Annotated in this window: 19 protein-coding genes; 10 read left to right on the top strand and 9 right to left on the bottom strand. The window is 69.6% G+C overall.

The window, feature by feature from the left end:
* Positions 1-38: 38 nt before the first annotated feature.
* The gene (locus tag ACFXHE_RS22555) at positions 39-341 is read left to right on the top strand and encodes a DUF4193 domain-containing protein (RefSeq protein ID WP_364618887.1); all 303 of its coding nucleotides are present in this window, start codon (positions 39-41) and stop codon (positions 339-341) included.
* 136 nt (positions 342-477) lie between these two features.
* Here ACFXHE_RS22555 and ACFXHE_RS22550 read toward each other — a convergent pair whose 3' ends face one another.
* On the bottom strand, positions 478-972 hold the full coding sequence (locus ACFXHE_RS22550) for a DUF3093 domain-containing protein (protein WP_379385930.1): 495 nt from the start codon (positions 970-972) through the stop codon (positions 478-480).
* A 79-nt stretch (positions 973-1,051) separates the two neighbouring features.
* Here ACFXHE_RS22550 and dut point away from each other — a divergent pair, with 79 nt between their 5' ends.
* Together dut and ACFXHE_RS22540 are read left to right on the top strand one after the other, a co-directional pair.
* A complete protein-coding gene (dut, locus tag ACFXHE_RS22545; protein WP_379385868.1) occupies positions 1,052-1,552 on the top strand; it encodes a dUTP diphosphatase in 501 nt (166 codons plus the stop codon).
* Positions 1,553-1,557: 5 nt separating this feature from the next.
* A complete protein-coding gene (locus ACFXHE_RS22540; RefSeq protein ID WP_379385928.1) occupies positions 1,558-2,415 on the top strand; it encodes a DUF3710 domain-containing protein in 858 nt (285 codons plus the stop codon).
* A 182-nt stretch (positions 2,416-2,597) separates the two neighbouring features.
* Here ACFXHE_RS22540 and ACFXHE_RS22535 read toward each other — a convergent pair whose 3' ends face one another.
* Entirely contained in the window at positions 2,598-3,314 is a 717-nt protein-coding gene (locus ACFXHE_RS22535) for an alpha/beta fold hydrolase (RefSeq protein WP_379385866.1), read from the bottom strand.
* Between the two features lie 165 nt (positions 3,315-3,479).
* Between ACFXHE_RS22535 and ACFXHE_RS22530 the strand changes: the two genes are divergently transcribed.
* From ACFXHE_RS22530 to ACFXHE_RS22520, 3 genes are all read left to right on the top strand, one after another.
* A complete protein-coding gene (locus ACFXHE_RS22530) occupies positions 3,480-3,872 on the top strand; it encodes an OB-fold nucleic acid binding domain-containing protein (RefSeq protein WP_354836890.1) in 393 nt (130 codons plus the stop codon).
* A gap of 158 nt (positions 3,873-4,030) precedes the next feature.
* Positions 4,031-4,705: a DUF3159 domain-containing protein gene (locus ACFXHE_RS22525; RefSeq protein ID WP_379385926.1), complete on the top strand. Its 675-nt coding sequence runs from the start codon at positions 4,031-4,033 to the stop codon at positions 4,703-4,705.
* 239 nt (positions 4,706-4,944) lie between these two features.
* On the top strand, positions 4,945-5,583 hold the full coding sequence (locus ACFXHE_RS22520; RefSeq protein WP_379385864.1) for a sigma-70 family RNA polymerase sigma factor: 639 nt from the start codon (positions 4,945-4,947) through the stop codon (positions 5,581-5,583).
* 87 nt (positions 5,584-5,670) lie between these two features.
* Here ACFXHE_RS22520 and ACFXHE_RS22515 read toward each other — a convergent pair whose 3' ends face one another.
* Complete coding sequence (locus ACFXHE_RS22515) at positions 5,671-6,360, bottom strand: potassium channel family protein (RefSeq protein WP_379385862.1); 690 nt, start codon at positions 6,358-6,360, stop codon at positions 5,671-5,673.
* A gap of 19 nt (positions 6,361-6,379) precedes the next feature.
* The gene (locus tag ACFXHE_RS22510) at positions 6,380-7,045 is read right to left on the bottom strand and encodes a potassium channel family protein (protein ID WP_379385860.1); all 666 of its coding nucleotides are present in this window, start codon (positions 7,043-7,045) and stop codon (positions 6,380-6,382) included.
* Between the two features lie 213 nt (positions 7,046-7,258).
* Here ACFXHE_RS22510 and ACFXHE_RS22505 point away from each other — a divergent pair, with 213 nt between their 5' ends.
* The 3 genes from ACFXHE_RS22505 to ACFXHE_RS22495 all read left to right on the top strand — a co-directional run bounded on the left by ACFXHE_RS22505 (position 7,259) and on the right by ACFXHE_RS22495 (position 11,799).
* Entirely contained in the window at positions 7,259-9,247 is a 1,989-nt protein-coding gene (locus ACFXHE_RS22505) for an APC family permease (protein ID WP_379385858.1), read from the top strand.
* Positions 9,244-10,842, top strand: a complete 1,599-nt coding sequence (locus ACFXHE_RS22500) for a class I SAM-dependent RNA methyltransferase (protein WP_379385856.1) — start codon at positions 9,244-9,246, stop codon at positions 10,840-10,842. Before ACFXHE_RS22505 ends, ACFXHE_RS22500 begins: the two co-directional genes overlap by 4 nt.
* 147 nt (positions 10,843-10,989) lie before the next feature.
* Positions 10,990-11,799 (top strand): hypothetical protein, encoded by an 810-nt coding sequence (locus ACFXHE_RS22495; protein WP_379385854.1) that lies wholly within the window; start codon positions 10,990-10,992, stop codon positions 11,797-11,799.
* Positions 11,800-11,802: 3 nt separating this feature from the next.
* Here the strand turns inward: ACFXHE_RS22495 and ACFXHE_RS22490 are convergent, their stop codons facing one another.
* Positions 11,803-12,489, bottom strand: a complete 687-nt coding sequence (locus ACFXHE_RS22490) for an SIMPL domain-containing protein (protein ID WP_379385852.1) — start codon at positions 12,487-12,489, stop codon at positions 11,803-11,805.
* Between the two features lie 95 nt (positions 12,490-12,584).
* Positions 12,585-13,184 (bottom strand): winged helix-turn-helix transcriptional regulator, encoded by a 600-nt coding sequence (locus tag ACFXHE_RS22485; protein WP_379385850.1) that lies wholly within the window; start codon positions 13,182-13,184, stop codon positions 12,585-12,587.
* Between the two features lie 94 nt (positions 13,185-13,278).
* On the opposite strand from ACFXHE_RS22485, the gene ACFXHE_RS22480 reads away from it, so the two are divergent.
* The gene (locus tag ACFXHE_RS22480; protein ID WP_379385848.1) at positions 13,279-14,490 is read left to right on the top strand and encodes a pyridoxal phosphate-dependent aminotransferase; all 1,212 of its coding nucleotides are present in this window, start codon (positions 13,279-13,281) and stop codon (positions 14,488-14,490) included.
* Positions 14,491-14,493: 3 nt separating this feature from the next.
* On the opposite strand, the gene ACFXHE_RS22475 is transcribed toward ACFXHE_RS22480, so the two are convergent.
* Genes ACFXHE_RS22475 through ACFXHE_RS22465 form a run of 3 tightly spaced genes read right to left on the bottom strand, consistent with a single transcriptional unit; the run spans position 14,494 to position 17,005 of the window.
* Positions 14,494-15,237 carry a glucose 1-dehydrogenase gene (locus ACFXHE_RS22475; protein ID WP_379385846.1) on the bottom strand — a complete coding sequence of 248 codons (744 nt, stop codon included), beginning with the start codon at positions 15,235-15,237 and terminating at the stop codon, positions 14,494-14,496.
* Entirely contained in the window at positions 15,234-16,433 is a 1,200-nt protein-coding gene (locus ACFXHE_RS22470; RefSeq protein ID WP_379385844.1) for an NADH:flavin oxidoreductase, read from the bottom strand. The genes ACFXHE_RS22475 and ACFXHE_RS22470 overlap by 4 nt, the downstream gene beginning before the upstream one ends.
* Positions 16,430-17,005, bottom strand: coding sequence for a TetR family transcriptional regulator (locus tag ACFXHE_RS22465; RefSeq protein WP_379385842.1), 576 nt, complete (start codon positions 17,003-17,005; stop codon positions 16,430-16,432). Before ACFXHE_RS22465 ends, ACFXHE_RS22470 begins: the two co-directional genes overlap by 4 nt.
* Positions 17,006-17,085: the final 80 nt, after the last annotated feature.

The following is a 17,085-nucleotide window of genomic DNA, read 5'->3' as shown; positions in this document are numbered from 1 at the left end:
GTCCGGGATATACGGAGTAAGGACGAGGGGAAGACGACATGGCAACCGACTATGACGCACCGCGGCGCAATGAATCCGACGACGTTTCGGAGGACTCGCTGGAGGAGCTGAAGGCTCGCCGCAACGAAGCCGCGTCCGCCGTCGTGGATATCGACGAATCCGATACCGCGGAATCGTTCGAGCTTCCCGGCGCGGACCTTTCCGAGGAAGTGCTCTCGGTCCGGGTCATCCCGAAGCAGGCGGACGAATTCACATGTTCGAGCTGCTTCCTGGTGCACCACCGCAGCCGACTGGCCACCGAGTCCGGCGGTCAGCTGATCTGCATGGACTGCGCCGCGTAAGGCACGGTCCCGGAGCGCGATCCGTCAGCCCGCGCTCGGTCCGCCGAGCGCGGACCGGACGGGGCTGCGCGGAAAGTCCCCTTTGCGAAGCAGGGCGGAAAGACCTCTTCGCAGCAGGGCGCGGCACCTCGATGAATCAGGACTGCTCGGCCGCATTCTTCAGGCCGAGCGCGGTGATGATGCGTTCCGGATGACGCGTACTGACCAGCCAGTACGGCGTCGGATCATCCGGATCATCGAGCACGAGCAACACCATGGGCCCGATCCAGGCCCGATGCTGGACGAACGCGGCGGGGTCGAGTTGTCGGCCCAGCGCCGCGCTTTTCGCGCTGGTCGGCACCGGTGCGGCGCGCTTGACGAAGGTCGCGGGCAGGTGCGCGCGATCGGTGCGCAGTTCGGGGACACCGGCGTCGTCGGGGGCCACTTCCACGCGATGGCGGGAGAACCACAGCAGCACCCACACGGGCACCGGGAACAGCAGCACATACGGCAGCCACGCCCGCACTCCCGGTGCGCCCATGTGGATTTCGGCTGCCAGCAGCCCCGTCACGACGAGCGCGACGGGCCACCACCACAGCGGCACCCAGAGGCGCTCGGTGTAGAGGGGCTCGGTCTGCTGTTTGGGATCCATGGTCACCTGAGGGGGCTGGTCGGACACGACCTCAGACTAGGTCAATGACCGAGAGGGGGAACGCGTAGGCTCGGCCTACGTGACCGGTATTCCACCTATTCCCCTGCTGCGGCTCGATCCCGGCATCCCCGTACCGACGCGTGCCCACGAGGGCGACGCCGGCGTGGACCTGTGCACCACCGAGGACGTCATCATCGAACCGGGGGATCGGGTGCTCGTCGGCACCGGCATCGCGGTGGCGCTCCCGATCGGCACGGTCGGGCTGATCCATCCGCGGTCGGGCCTGGCGGCGAAGGCGGGACTGTCGGTTGTCAATACCCCCGGCACGGTCGATGCGGGCTACCGCGGTGAGATCAAGGTGTGCCTGATCAATCACGATCCGCGCACGGCCATCGAGCTCCGGCGGGGTGACCGCATCGCGCAGTTGCTGGTGCAGAAGGTCGAATTGGTGGACTTCGTCGAGGTCGAGGCACTCGACGACACCGCGCGCGGCGCAGGAGGATACGGATCCAGCGGTGGGCACGCCAGCCTGTCCGCGCAGTCCGGTGGGGCGGGTCAGGCGACCGGCAAGGAGGCATGACGATGGTGTTCGGACGCAAGAAGAACAAGGGCGGCGACAGAGACGACGCGTCGCAGTACGACGACGAGTACACCGAGTACGACGAGTACGAGGACGCGGACGAGTACGACGAGACCGGCTACGCGGCAGACGAATTCGAGGAGTTCGACGAGCCCGCCGCCCGCGGCCCGGAGACCGGTCCCTACGACTACGAGGACGTCGCCGACCGGCTCGAGTCGATCGCCGAGCAGCGCCTGGATCTGGGCTCGGTCATCGTGCCGGTGCCGCCGGGCGGGCAGCTGCAGGTCGAGATGACCCCCGAAGGCGCGCCGCAGGCGGTGCACCTGGCCACCCAGCACGGCCGGATCACGGTGGCGGCCTATGCCGCTCCCAAGACCTCGGGCCAATGGCGTTCGGTGGCAGCCGATCTGGCCGAGACGCTGCGCAAGGACGGCGCGCAGGTGTCGGTGGTGCAGGGTCCGTGGGGTCGTGAGCTGCACGCCGTGACCCAGGGCGCGGATCTGCGCTTCATCGGCGTGGACGGCTACCGCTGGATGGTGCGCCTGGTCGCGGCCGGTCCGACCGGTGCGGCCGACGAGAACACCCCGCTGGTGGCCGCGGCTCGCGCGGTCATGAGCGAGACCGTGGTGCGCCGCGGGGACGAGCCGCTGCCGGTGCGTGAACCGCTGCCGGTGGTCCTACCCCAGGAACTGGCCGACCAGCTCGCCGCCGCCCACCAGCAGCAGCTGGCCGCCCAGCAGCAGGCCATGCAGGCCCAGATGGCCGCCATGCAGGGCGGCCCGGCCTTCCAGCCCGAGCAGGCGCCCGCCGAACCGCGTCGCGGCGCGGAGGGCTCGGCCATGCAGCAGCTCGGCCTGAACTGACCGGACGGTCCGGACCGGTCTGCCCGGATTCGGCTGCACGACAAGCGAAACGGGGCTCCGCCACAGTGGCGGAGCCCCGTTTCGCTATCGGCGCGATGAAGGCGTGCAGCGCGGCCATCGGACTGTCGTGAGCGCGACTCACCGCACTCACGGACGGGCGTCGTGGCGGGGACGGATTCCGGTCAGGGGGCGGGGATGCGGCGGGGCAGCAAGGCGTTGATACCCCGGAGGCCGAGAACCGACGGGTCCGCGCCCAGCTCGTCGAGGGTGATCGAGTGCAGCGTGGCGTGCGGGAGCAGCGTGGTCCAGCGTTCGGCCACGACGAACGGATGGACGGGGTCGTCGATCGCGCCGATGACCTCGACGGGGGCGGTGACAGCGGTCAGGACCTCGGGTTCGGGCCAGCGGTAGTCGGCGGCCTCTTCCAGGGCGGCGGGCAGCTCGGGCCACTGGGAGGTCCAGGAGCGGGTGAGGGCCTCGGCCAGCCAGGCGGGGCTGGACTCGCGCATGCGGGTCAGGACGGCGTCGAGGCCGTCGGCGCGCAGCTGGGCGGCGGTGGCGGCGGCGCTCAAGGCGGCGGGGCAGCCGGTGGTGTCGGCGCCGGTCCAGGCGGGCAGGGCGGCGACCACGCCGTACACCGAGTCCGGGTGGTGCGCCGCCCAGTCGACGGCGACGGCCGCACCCAGCGAGATGCCCGCGATCAGCACGGGGCCCGAGCGCGCGGCGGCGTCCAGGGCGCTGCGGTAGCTGTCGATCACCCCGCGCGGGTCCGGGTCGACCGCCAGGAACGGCAGATCCAGTGCGGCGCAAGCGGATCCGAAGGCGCGGCGGGCGAAATGGGCGTCGGAGCCGGTTCCGGGCAGGGCGACGGCGACCGCCGGACGTGGTAGATCGGGCACCGATCGAGAGTACTGGTGACCGGCGTGCGTGGCGGGTGCAGGCCGTCCCATCTACAGTGGCGGAGGTACGGCCACAGGCGGCCGGGTGGCAAACCGCCGGGCGCCGTGGAAGGAAACGAACGACGTGAGACCCACGCCGTCGAGCTCTACAGGAGAGCGTGCGAGATGCCATCCGCGGGTGGGAAGGACACCCCGTCGGGCTATTTCCGGCGGCTCGGCCGGCGCCTGACAGAGGACCTGGATCGTTTGGATGCCGAGGAGCTCGCCGAGACGTCGGAGGCGTCGGGCGCGTGCCGGGCATCGGAGTGCCGGCGCGGTGAGGAAGTCACCATGCTGGGCCGGCTCCGCAGTGTCGAGGCCTGTCCCAAATCGGCGGGCGCGGAGGTGGAGGCCGAGTTCTTCGACGGCACCGACAGTGTGGCGCTGGTGTTCATCGGGCGGCGTCGCATCCCGGGAATCGAGCCGGGCCGTCGTATCCTGGTGCGCGGCCGGGTCGGCGAACGCGACGGCGGCAAGGTCATCTACAACCCCTACTACGAACTCCGCGGGAACTCCTGACACTCATGCCTAACCCCACCAGCAACGGCGACCAGGGCCGTGATCGCACCGAGTCCTTCGGCGCGCCTGCCCCGTTCGATCCGCCCACGGTCCAGCTCAATGCCGTCTCGGGCGACGAACCGCCACTGCGCATGGACCACGCCCTGCTGGACGAGGACATGCAGGCGCTGGTCGACGCCGAGCGCGCGGCCGGGGACGAGGGCGAGCAGGAACCCGAACAGACGCTGCTCGAGCAGATGGGCGGCCTCAGCGGCCTGATCTACTCCTCGCTGCCGGTGCTGGTGTTCGTGCCGGTGAACTCGCTGCGCGGGCTGACCGCCGCCATCTGGGCGTCGCTGGGCGTGGCCGCGGCGATCCTGGTGTGGCGCCTGGTGCGTCGCGGTCCGATCCAGCCGGCCATCTCGGGCTTCCTCGGGGTGGGCGTGTGCGCGTTCATCGCCTACCGGATGGGTGAGGCCAAGGGCTTCTTCCTGTTCGGCATCTACGCCAGCCTGGTCTACGGCGGTGTGTTCCTGATGTCGCTGGTGGTGCGCTGGCCGTTGGCGGGCGTGATCTGGGGTGCGCTCAACGGGCACGGCACCGAGTGGCGTTCGGACAAGCGCGTCATGCGGCTCTACGACATCGCGACCGCGGTGTGGGCGGTGGTGTTCGTGGCCCGCTACCTGGTGCAGAACCACCTCTACGACGCCAACAGCACCGGTCTGCTGGCCGTGGCGCGCATCGCCATGGGCTGGCCGCTGACCGCGGTGGCGGCGCTGGTGACCTTCTGGGCGGTGCGCAAGGCGGGCCATCTGCCCTCCTCGTCCGCCAAAGCCCCGGAATCCGCGGGCTAGACAACCGCCCGATCGGGCCCTTATCGCGCTAAAAGTCCAGGGCGCAACACCTTCGGGGCCATTGGGGGACGGGAGGGGGTGACCAACCCACCCCTGGGGTACCTATTTCGGCGGGCCCCCAGCGAGCACGATCTTTCTCAGGAGCTCTCAGCAGCTCATTCGGAGAAAGGATCGCGGAGTTGGTTACCGACGGCAAGGCAGTGGCAGCGCAGGACCGTGGCGAGGGGCTCGGGACTGCGATGCAGATTGCAGCCTCGCGCCGGCACCCGGCGGGGCGGGGAGGCAAAACAGGCAGTGTGGCGACGTCGGAGTCCCGGCGCGCCGCAGCGGAATTGGAGAAGCTGATCGGCCCGGCCGCCGCCGGTGACCGGGCAGCGGTCTCGGAGATTCTCAAGACCGTGTACCCGCTGGTGCGCCGCTACTGCGCGGCGCGCATGGGCGGCGCGGGTCACCTGCACGTGACCGCGGACGATGTGGCGCAGGAGGTCTGCCTGGCGACGGTGCAGGCCATCCCGCGCTACCGGGATCAGGGCAAGTCGTTCCTGGCGTTCGTCTACGGCATCTCGGCGAACAAGGTGGCCGACGCGTTCCGGCGGGCGCAGTTGCACCCGGCCTACCCGGTCGCGGAGTTCCCGGATGCGCCGATGAACGAGGCGGGACCCGAAGAGCGGGCGCTGGCGATGGAAACCCGCCGGGCGGCACGCGATCTCATGCAGGTGCTGTCCACGACCCACCGTGAGGTGCTGGTCATGCGAATCGTGCTGGGGTGGACGGCGGCGGAGACCGCCGAGGCCATCGGCACCAGCCCGGGCGTGGTCCGCGTCATGCAGCATCGCGCGCTGAACCGGCTGCGCGCCGAACTGCGGGTGGCGTCCTGACGGTTCGGTGTGGACAACGGCGAGTGGGCCGGGCGCAGGGGGTGCGCCCGGCCCACTGTTGTGTCCGGATCCGTGGTCGGCGCGCGGTCAGGCCGGGGCGTTGCCCGTGCTGTTGAACCCGTTGACGCCGAGCGCTTTGCGCAGCTCGTCCTCGGCTTCGACGGAGGCGACGAACAGCAGCTCGTCCTCGCCTTCGAGGGGGTCGTCGGCCTGCGGGACGATGACACGGCCGCCGCGCAGGATGGTGACCAGCGCGGCGTCGCGGGGCAGGGCCAGGGTGCGAACGGCCTTGCCCGCCAAGGGGGTGTCGGTGGGCAGGGTGATCTCGACCAGGTTGGCCTGACCCTGGCGCAGCGTCATCAGCCGGACCAGGTCGCCCACCGAGACGGCCTCCTCGACCAGTGAGGCGAGCAGGCGCGGGGTGGAGACAGCGACGTCCACCCCCCAAGACGAGTCGAACAGCCACTCGTTGCGGGGGTCGTTGACGCGGGCCACCACACGCCCCGCGCCGAACTCGGTCTTGGCCAGCAGGCTGAACACCAGGTTCACCTTGTCGTCGCCGGTGGCGGCGATGACCACGTCGTAGGTTTCCAGCCCGGCCTCCTCGAGGGTTTCGAGTTCGCAGGCGTCGGCGTGGGTCCAGACCGCGGTGGGCGCGCTGGTCGGGTCGATGTGGTCGAGGCGGCGTTCCAGCAGCATGACCTGGTGGCCGCCGCGCAGGAGTTCCTGGGCGATGGAGCGGCCGACGGCTCCGGCGCCGGCGATGGCTACCTTCATGCTCGGGCTTCTTTCACGATCAGTCTTCGCTAGCGGGGGGATTCGCGGCGAGTGCGACGGCCTCGCCGACGGTGCCGGAGGTGGCGGCGACATAGACCACGTCGTCGGCCTGCAGCATGGACTTGCCATTGGGCAGTACGCCCTGCCCGAAGCGGATGATGAAGGCCACCCGGGCGCCGATGGCGTCCTCGAGCGAATGCACCGAACGCCCGTACCAGTTCTCGTGCAGGACGAGTTCGGTGACCGCGACGGTGCCGGTCGGGTCGCGCCAGGTGGTGGTCGACTGGTCGGCGACCAGGGCGCGCAGGAAGCGGTCGGTGGTCCAGGGCACGGTGGCGATGGTGGGGATGCCCAGGCGCTCGTACACGGCGGCACGCTTGGCGTCGTAGATGCGGGCCACCACGCGTTCCACGCCGAAGGTCTCGCGGGCCACGCGGGCGGAGATGATGTTGGAGTTGTCGCCGGAGGACACCGCGGCGAAGGCGCCGGCGCGCTCGATTCCGGCGCGGGTCAAGACATCTCGATCGAAACCGACGCCGGTGATGCACGCACCGGGGAAGTCGCGGCCCAGACGCAGGAAGGCGCTCGAGTTCTGATCGATCACCGCGACCTCATGGCCGACGCGGACGAGAGCGCGAGCGAGCGAGGAGCCGACCCGCCCACACCCCATGATCACGACGTACACCGTACGAACCCCATTCCCGAAAACCGTGGTGTGCGGTCTGGTTGCTTGCTCGGGTCGCAACCGTACCGTTCGAGTTTCATTGCGGGCACTTTCCCCCTCCGGAAGGCGTTCAAACCGGAACCGGGAAAACCTCACAACCCGCACCCGCCACCCTACGACTGCGAGGTCGCGCCCCGAACACGGTCGCTCGCGCACTGCCTTATGCTGCCTGGAGTGTCGAAGTTGACGACGGCCGCCAAGCGCATGCTGGTCGGCCGCCCATTCCGCAGCGATTCTCTCGGGCATACGCTGCTGCCCAAGCGGATCGCGCTCCCGGTGTTCGCCTCGGACGCGTTGTCCTCGGTGGCATACGCGCCGGAGGAGATCTTCCTGGTGCTGTCGGTGGCCGGACTGTCGGCCTACGCCTACGCGCCGTGGCTCGGTCTGGCGGTCGCGCTGGTGATGGCCGTGGTGGTTGCCAGCTACCGCCAGAACGTGCACGCCTACCCCTCCGGCGGCGGCGACTACGAGGTCGCGACCAAGAACCTCGGCCCCACCGCGGGATTGACTGTCGGCAGCGCGCTGCTGGTGGACTACGTGCTCACGGTGGCGGTGTCGATTTCGTCGGCGGCCTCCAATATCGGGTCGGCGGTGCCGTTCGTCGCCACCCACAAGGTGTTGTTCGCGGTCTCGGCGATCGTGATCCTCACCGCAATCAATCTGCGCGGCGTGCGGGAATCCGGTACGGCCTTCGCGATTCCGACCTACGCCTTCATGATCGGCATGTTCATCATGCTCATCTGGGGCTTCACCCGGCTCGGCCTGGGACAGACCGTGCACGCCGAGTCGTACGGCTTCGGTCTGAAGGCCGAGGACGAGCATCTGTTCGGGCTGGCGTTCGTGTTCCTCCTCGCGCGCGCGTTCTCCTCCGGTTGTGCGGCGCTGACCGGTGTCGAGGCGATCAGCAATGGAGTGCCCGCGTTCCGCAAACCCAAGTCCCGCAATGCCGCGACCACCCTGCTGCTGCTCGGCTGCATCGCGGTGACATTGTTCATGGGTATGATCGTGCTCACTCAGAAGGTCGGCATCGTGTACGCGCACAATACCGACGACCTGATCGGCGCACCCGCCGGATACGAGCAGAAGACGCTGGTGGCGCAGCTGGCGGGCGCGGTGTTCTCCGGATTCCAGCCCGGCTTCTACTTCATCACCATCGTCACCGCGCTGATCCTGGTGCTGGCGGCCAATACCGCCTTCAACGGCTTCCCGGTGCTGGGTTCGATTCTGGCGCAGGACCGTTTCCTGCCGCGGCAGCTGCACACCCGCGGTGATCGGCTGGCGTTCAGCAACGGCATCCTGTTCCTGGCGGGGGCGGCCATCGCCTTCGTGGTGCTGTTCGGCGCCGAGGTGACGCGCCTGATCCAGCTCTACATCGTGGGCGTGTTCGTGTCGTTCGTACTGAGTCAGACCGGCATGCTGCGGCACTGGACGCGACTGCTGCGCACCGAGACCGATCCGGCGGTGCGGGCGCGGATGAAGCGGTCGCGGGTGATCAACGCGATCGGTCTCACCATGACCGCGACCGTGCTGCTGATCGTGCTGGTCACCAAGTTCCTGGCGGGCGCGTGGATCGCCATCGTCACCATGGCGGCCATCTTCGGCCTGATGAAACTCATTCGCCGCCACTACGACACGGTGTCGCGGGAGCTGGACGAGTCCGAGTGGGACGGCGTGCTGCCCAGTCGCACGCACTCCATCGTGCTGGTGTCCAAGCTGCACCTGCCCACCAAGCGCGCGCTGGCCTACGCCCGCGCCACCCGGCCCGACACGCTCGAGGCCATCACGGTGAACGTCGACGAGCCCGATACCCGGGCGCTGGTACGGGAGTGGGAGCACAGCGATATCGTGGTGCCGCTCAAGGTGATCGAGTCCCCGTACCGTGAGATCACCAAGCCGGTGGTGGATTACGTGAAGCGGGTGCGCAAGGACTCACCGCGCGACGTGGTGACCGTGTTCATTCCCGAATACGTGGTCGGCCGCTGGTGGGAGCAGTTGCTGCACAACCAGAGTGCGCTGCGGCTGAAGGGCCGGCTGCTGTTCGAGCCCGGCGTCATGGTGACGAGCGTGCCCTGGCAGCTGTCCTCCTCGGCGGGCCGGGCCCGTCCCGGCCGGGTGGTCAATGCCCCCGGTTCGGTGCGTCGCGGATTCGGAGACGAGGCATGAGCGCCGGATCCGATTGGTACGGAGAGGTCTTCGAGGTCCGCCTGGGCCCGCCCGGCCACGGCGGCTTCTGTGTGGCACGTCACGAGGGCCGCGTGCTGTTCGTCCGCCACGGCCTGCCCGGTGAACTGGTCCGCGCTCTCGTCACCGAGGATCGCGGCGGCTCCTTCTGCCGCGCCGACGCCATCGAGATCCTCGATGCCTCGCCCGACCGCATTCCCGCCACCTGCCCGGTCTCCGGCCCGGGCGGCGCGGGCTGCTGCGACTTCACCTTCGCCACCTCCGCTGCTCAGCGCGAACTCAAACGCCAGGTCGTCGCCGAGCAGCTGCGCCGCCTCGCCGACTGGGAACCGGAGTTTGCCGTCGAACCGATCCCGGCACCGCCCGGATTGGCGATCGGTGGTGTGGCACAAGGAACCTCGCTCGGTTCAGCGATCCCGGAGCACGGCCATCCCGGGCGGCTCGGCAGCGTGACGACCAACCTCGGCTCGACTCTGCTCGGCGGTCGCGCCGAGCCCGCCGCGACGGCCCCGCGCCCGACCCCGGGCACGAGCGTCCCGCCGGGTCGAATCGGCGGGGTGTCGACGCCCTCGGCACGTGCGCTCATCGCCCGCCCCGGTGCCGGGGAAACGGCGCAGGGCGGCGAGCCTTCGGCGGGGTCGTATACCGCCGGATGGCGGAGCCGCGTGCGGCTGGTGGTGGACGCGGAGGGGCGGGCCGGGGTGCACCGGTATCGCAGCACCGAGGTGATCGCGGATCTGCGGTGCCCGCAGCCGGTCGCGGGGGCCATGGCGGGGATCGGCGAGCGGGTGTGGACGCCCGGGGCGGATCTCGTTGTGGCCGTGGACGGGGACGGGGTGCGGCATGTCGTCGAACTGGCTCCGGCCGGGGCGGAGGCGGGCTCGCGCGGGCGGCGTGAAAGAGGCGGTGGGGCAGGGGATTCCGGTCGGCGCGGCGGGGGCGATCGGCGCAGTACCGCCGCGCGGCGGGCGGCGGCGCACAGTGCTCGGACCGAGCGTGTCGTGGATGGCAGCGGCCGGGCGGTGCAGTACGTGGGCGAGCGGCGGTGGGAGCTGTCGGCGACCGGGTTCTGGCAGCCGCATTACGGTGCGGCGCAGTGCTATTCGGATGTGGTGGCGGAGTGGGCGGACTGCGCGCCCGGGGCGCTGGTCTGGGACCTGTACTGCGGCGTGGGCGTGTTCGCCGCGCGGCTGGCGGAGCAGGTCGGTGTGACCGGGATGGTGCACGGTGTCGAGTTCGCGCGCACCGCGGTCGCCGAAGGGCGTGCCGCGCTGCGGGATCTGCCGTGGGTGGACCTGACCGTCGAGCGCGTCGAGCGGTGGATTCACGAACAGCCGGATACCGCACCGGATGTCGTCGTGCTCGACCCGCCGCGCGCGGGCGCCGGCAAGGACGTGATCAATGCGCTGAGTGAGCGTTCGCCCCGGCGCATCATCCACATCGGTTGCGACCCCGCCGCTTTCGCCCGGGACGTCGGTCTCTACCGCGCCGTCGGCTACCAGCCGGTGGACCTGCGCGTCTTCGACGCCTTCCCCGGCACCCACCACGTCGAGTGCATCACGGTCCTGGAGCGCTGACCAGGTCCTTCGAGATCGGGGAGCTGTCCCTCCGGAATGTCGCCCGATGCTCCGCACCGACAGCTCCCCGATCTTGGTGCGGCGGGTCGGGGTCGCGGGGGATGGGTTGGGGCGCGGGCGATTTGGGGGTGCGCCAAGATGTTGCCCATGACTACGTTGTCGGATCCGACTGTGGCGTCGGTGGTGGAGCTGATCTATGGGGATCAGTCGCGGTTCCACTCGCTCGAGGCATTGCTGCTGGGGGTGGATCTCAAGCGGCCGGAGTACGGCGTCGAGTTGTGGGTGAACGCCGACAGCTACTGGGGGCGGTTGGTGACGCCGGTGTACGGGGCGCGGCTGGCGGCGCTGGGCGGGAACGCGGAGGCGGATCGGGCGCTGCTGGATCTGGTCGAGGTGACGGTGGCGCGGTTCCTACAGGGAGAGTCCCTGGCGCGCAAGAGCCTTCCGTTGTGGATGCCGGCGCTGCGCACGGCGCTGCTCGGGGACGGCTACCGGATGAAGATCGACCGGGTGATCGGTGCCGAGCCGGAGGCGAGCGTGCGATGTCGCCTGAAACCCACGGCGTGGCTGCCGGTGCGGCTGGCCGAGCGGGTGGCGCTGCTGGAGACCGAGCTCGAGGTGCGCGGCCAGCAGACGGCGCTGGAGCACCTGCGGCACGCGGTGAAACACTATGAGCGGGGCCGGTTCCCGGCGTGCGAGAAGCGGCTGCGGTCGGCGTTGCAGCAGGTGACGGCGTACGCGGCCGGGACCGGTGATCCGGACGGCGGTCGCAATGTGCGGCACCTGGTGGACATCGGCCGCCTCACCATCGCGCAGGGCACGCGGCTGCTACACGATCTGCGCGGAATGGTCGTCGAGGACCCGTTCCCGCATCGAACCCGGGCGGACGCCACCCGTTTTCGCATTCAGCTCACCGCCGTGCGCGCCGGTTCCCTGCTGGCGCAGGTCGAGCTCTGAGGCTCAGGCCAGCTGCCAGGTGATCCGGACGCTGGTGGACAGTTCGCTCTCGCCGAGCTCCACCGGCACCGCGCCGCCCGGAGCGGCCATCTTGCTGGCGGCGAACGCGATTCGCGGCGTGGGCGCGGGACCGGAGACGTCCTCGGTGATCTCGAGCACTGGTCCCAGCCTGCGGCCCGCCCGGAACACGTACTGTTCGGCCTTGCCCAGCGCGTGGTCCCAGGCGGCGTCGCGGGCGCGGACCATGAGGTTCTCCTCGTCGGCGACGGTCAGCGTCAGCCCGCCCAGGCGCACATCGTCGCCGCCCGCGTCGACCGCATGCGCGATGATCGCGGCGGGCCCGCCGTCGGCGGCGGGTTTCGCCTCCCCGCCGGGTCCGGCGATCTCGCGCAGCGTGACCGTCAGCGCGGTGCCGGCGATATAGCCGACCAGCTTCTCCCGATTCCCTTCGGTCCATACGGTTTCCGCGCGCACCGTGAGCCCGCTGGTCGTGATGTCGCGACCCGCCACACCGTCCGCGCGCAGCGACGAGATCATCGCGTCGGCACGTTCCCCGGCCCGCGCATAGGCGGCGGCCACGGTGTCGGCGCGCGTCTCGACCGAGATCGACACCCGCATGATGTCCGGCATGGCACTGGCACTGCCCGAGCCGACGATCGTGATCGTGCCGGTGGGGTTCTCGCTGGTCACGGATTCCTCCTCGATCGATGCGGGCACAACCCAGCCGATGCTACCGACGGCCGCCGACCACCTGCCGCCAGCGCGTCGACGAGGGGTGCCGCGGTTCAGGCGACCGGTTGCCCGGTTCCGCTCGCCTGGTCGAGGGTCGCGGCGAGCGAGCGGGCGCCGGTGGCGATCTCGCTCGCCGCGGCCAGCTCCAGCCGGATCTCCAGATCCGGTGCGGCGGCCGGGCCGTCGTGATGGGTGACGCCGGATTCGGTGATCACGTAGTGGAAGGCGGTCTCGCCGATGCGGACCGTGACGGTGCCGGCGGGCACCAGCTCGGCCACGGCATGTCCGAGGGGGAGTGCGAACCAGTGCGCCCGTACGGCGTCGGTCGCGCGCTGTTCGCCGAGTTGTGCCGCGCCCCAGGCCGACAGCGAGTCCAGCACCGGCCGCAGTGCCGCGCCGGAGTCGGTGAGCTCGTAGACCGCGGTTCCGGCACGGGGGCCGACACGGCGCTTGGTGAGAATCCCGTCACGCTCGAGATCCTTGAGCCGGGCGGCCAGTACATCGGTGCTGATGCCGGGCAGGTCGGCGAACAGGTCGCTGTATCGGCGCGGGCCCGAACACAATTCGCGGACCACCAGCAGGTTCCACCGGTCGCCGACGATGTCGAGGGCGCGGCTGACGGTGCAGTAGTGGTCGTAGCTTCGGCGTGTCACGATCCCACTCTAACCAACAGCTTGGAAATACCAAGTGCAAACTTGGAATTTCCAAGTAGAGTGTGCGGCAACCACACCGAGAAGGGGTCGTTTGATGCAGGTGAAGCAGTCGAGCAAGCTGGCGGGCGTGTCCTACGAGATCCGCGGGCCGGTCGCCGAGCACGCCGCACGGCTGGAGGCGGAAGGGCATCACGTCGTGAAGCTCAACACCGGCAACCCGCTGACCTTCGGCTTCGAGGCGCCCGCCGAACTGCTTCAGGACATGGTCCGCAATCTGCCGCAGTCCAGCGGCTACTCCGCCTCCAAGGGCTTGCTCTCGGCGCGGCGCGCGGTGGTGCAGTACTACCAGACGCTCGGACTCTCCGAACTCGACGTCGAACAGGTCTTCCTGGGCAACGGCGTCTCCGAGCTCATCATGATGGCCATGACCGCGCTGCTGGAGAACGGTGACGAAGTCCTGGTTCCCGCACCGGATTTCCCGCTCTGGACCGCCGCCACCGCGCTCAACGGCGGCCGGACCGTGCACTACATCTGTGACGAGGGCTCGGACTGGATGCCCGATCTGGCCGATATCGAGTCCAAGATCACCGACCGCACCCGGGCGCTGGTCATCATCAACCCGAACAACCCCACTGGCGCGGTGTATTCGCCCGAGGTGGTGCGCCAGATGCTGGAGATCGCGCGCCGCCACAACCTGGTGGTGTTCTCCGACGAGATCTACGACAAGATCCTCTACGACGGCCTGACCCACACCGCGACCGCCGCGCTGGCCCCGGATCTGTTGTGCCTCACCTTCTCCGGCCTCTCCAAGTCCTACCGCGCCGCCGGCTTCCGCGGTGGCTGGCTGGTGGTATCGGGCCCGATCGAGCACGCCGAGAACTACCTCGAGGGCCTGACCATGCTGGCGGGTCTGCGGCTGTGCGCGAATGTTCCTGCGCAGCAGGCGATTCAGGCCGCGCTCGGCGGACATCAGAGCATCTACGACCTCACCCTGCCCGGCGGCCGCCTGCGCGAGCAGCGCGACCGCGCGTGGGAGGCGCTCAACGCCATCCCGGGCATCTCGTGCGTGAAGCCCCGGGGCGCGCTGTACGCCTTCCCTCGCATCGACCTCGACATGTACCGGATCCACGACGACGAGCAGTTCGTGCTGGATCTGCTGCTGCGCGAGAAGATCCACATCGTGCAGGGCACCGGCTTCAATTGGCCGCGCCCCGACCACTTCCGGATCGTGACGCTGCCGCACGCCGATGAGCTCGAGGCCATCATCGAGCGCATCGGACGTTTCCTGGCGACCTACAAGCAGTAGGTCTCAGACCGGGCGGCCCGCCGTCATACCGCCGTCGACGACGAACTCGGCGCCATTGCAATAGCTGGATTCGTGGCTCGCGAGGAACACCACGAGCGCCGTGACCTCTTCGGGCACACCGAGGCGGGCCAGGGTGTTTGCGTCGCGATCGGTGGTCGTGCCCTCGGGCACGCCGATCATGGGCGTCATGATCCCGCCCGGGTGAACGGAATTCACCCGCACCCCGTGCGGGGCGAGCTCGAGCGCCGCGGACTTGGTGAGTCCGCGCACCCCGAATTTCGAGGCGGTGTAGGCGTGCGCGCCCGGCACGCCCTGGATCCCCGCAGCGGAGGAGATGTTCACCACCGCCGCGGGCCTGGCCGCCACCAGGGCGTCGCGGGCGGCGGTCAGGCCGAGGAAGGGGCCGGTGAGGTTGATGGACAGGGCACGCTGCCACTGTTCTTCGGTGTAGGTGCCGAGCGGCCCGAAGTCGAGGATGCCGGCATTGTTGACCAGCACGTCGAGCTTGCCGAAGCGTTCGACCGCGGTGTCCACGGCCGTGCGCCAGTCCTCGGCCTTGGTGACATCGAGATGGACGTACGCTGCGGCGTCGCCGAGTTCGGCGGCCAGTTTCGCGCCCGCCTCGTCCGAGATGTCGCCGATGAGCACCGAGGCGCCCTCGGCCACGAATGCGCGCGCGTGCGAGGCGCCCATTCCCGATGCCGCGCCGCTGATCAGCGCTACGCGTCCGTCGAGCCGTCCGCTCATGCTCGGTGCCTTCCGTCGAGATCGATGATGGTCCGCTCCGGCCGGAACACGCAGCGGGTGGTGGTGTAGATGGTGGGCATGCACTTGTTGCAGTGCACGCAGGCCGACCGGGTGGCCGCGTCGGCCTGGATGCGCTGCAACAGATTCGGCTCGCGCAGCAGTGCCCGGCCCATGGCGACGAACTCGAATCCCTCGGTCATGGCCAGGTTCATGGTGTCGAGATTGGTGATGCCGCCCAGCAGGATCAGCGGCACGGACAGTTCACGTCGGAACTGGCGGGCCCGCTCCAGCAGGTACGCCTCGTGGTAGGGGTACTCCTTGAGGAAGGCACGCCCGACCAGTTTGAAACCCATTCGCGCCGGGCCGGGCAGCACCTCGGCGAACTCCTTGCGCGGTGCGTCGCCGTGGAACAGCAGCATGGGGTTGAGAAGTGAACTGCCCGCGGTCAATTCGAGGGCGTCGAGCGCGCCGTCGGCCTCCAGCCAGGCGGCTACCTGGATGCTCTCCGGGACCGTGAGCCCGCCTCGGCGGCCGTCCTCCATGTTCAGTTTGGCGGTCACGGCCAGCCGGTCGCCCACGGCATCCCTTACGGCGCAGGCGATTTCGCGTGCGAGCCGGGCCCGGTTGGCGAGCGTGCCGCCCCACTTGTCGTGGCGGCGATTGAGCAGCGGGCTCAGGAACGAGCTCACGAGATAGTTGTGGCCGAAATGGATTTCGACCGCGTCGAATCCGGCCCGCTCGGCAAGCAGCGCCGCATTCGCGTGTGCCGCAATGAGTTCACGGATCTCGGAGTCGCCGGGCACGTGCATGGCCTGCATGCTCAGCGGGCTGAACATACGGCTCGGCGCGAGCGCGGGCACGCGGTTGGAGGCGGCGTTGGCGACCGGTCCGGCGTGCCCGATCTGGGCGCTGGCGGCCGCGCCCTCGGCGTGCACGGCGTCGGTCAGTTCACGCAGTCCGGGAACGGCTTCGGGCCGCATCCAGATCTGGTGCCGGTCGGTGCGGCCGCCCGGCGCGACCGCGCAGTAGGCGACGGTGGTCATGCCCACCCCGCCCGCGGCGACCTCGCGATGGAAGTCGATGAGCTCGGGGGTGACCAGCGCGTCGGGGGTGCGTCCCTCGAAGGTGGCGGCCTTGATCACCCGGTTGCGCAGAGTGATCGGGCCGAGTTTCGCCGGTGCGAAGATCTCGTTCATGGTTTTTCTCCCGGTGCGGTGAGTCCGGCCACCACGAAGTTCCGCAGGGCCGTCAACGCCGGTTCGGGCATCCCGTGATCCTCGATCTCGGGAGCGCCGAACCGCATGATGATCAGGTCGAAGGCCAGCATCCAGCGCCGTCCCGCCTCGCCGGCCCTCAGTTCGGGCAGCAGCGGGGTCCAGGAGTCCATCCGGAACCACGGCCCCTGCCACGAGGTCTGATGCCGGCCCAGCACGAAGCGGGCCAGCAGCCGAAGATGCAGGCGCCCCAGCGGATCCGCGGCCAGCTCCTGGAACGGCGCGAGGATGGTGTCCACCACCGCGGGCACCGAATCCCGCCCGCCCGTGGCCCGGCCGAGCCCCTCCTCCCACAGCGGCCCGAGCCGCGCCTCGATGAGCGCGGCGACCAGCGCCTCCTTGGATCCGAAGTGGTAGTGCACCGCCGCGGGATTGGCGCCCGCCGCCGCGCACACGGCGCGCACCGATACCTCGTCATAGGGCTCGGTCAGCAGTAGCTGCTCGGCTGCCGCGAGCAGCCGTTCCCGCGTTCCCGCGGACACCTTCTCGACCATGACAAGCAGTGAAACACGGTTCAATCAGTAATTCAATCATTGATTGAAAATTGCCGTTGTGGGCCTGGTCTGCGTTGTGG

It is taken from the genome of Nocardia sp. NPDC059229 (genome assembly GCF_042754165.1).
In the GTDB taxonomy this organism is placed as follows: Bacteria; Actinomycetota; Actinomycetes; order Mycobacteriales; family Mycobacteriaceae; genus Nocardia.
This window is presented reverse-complemented; position numbering and strand designations above follow the sequence as displayed.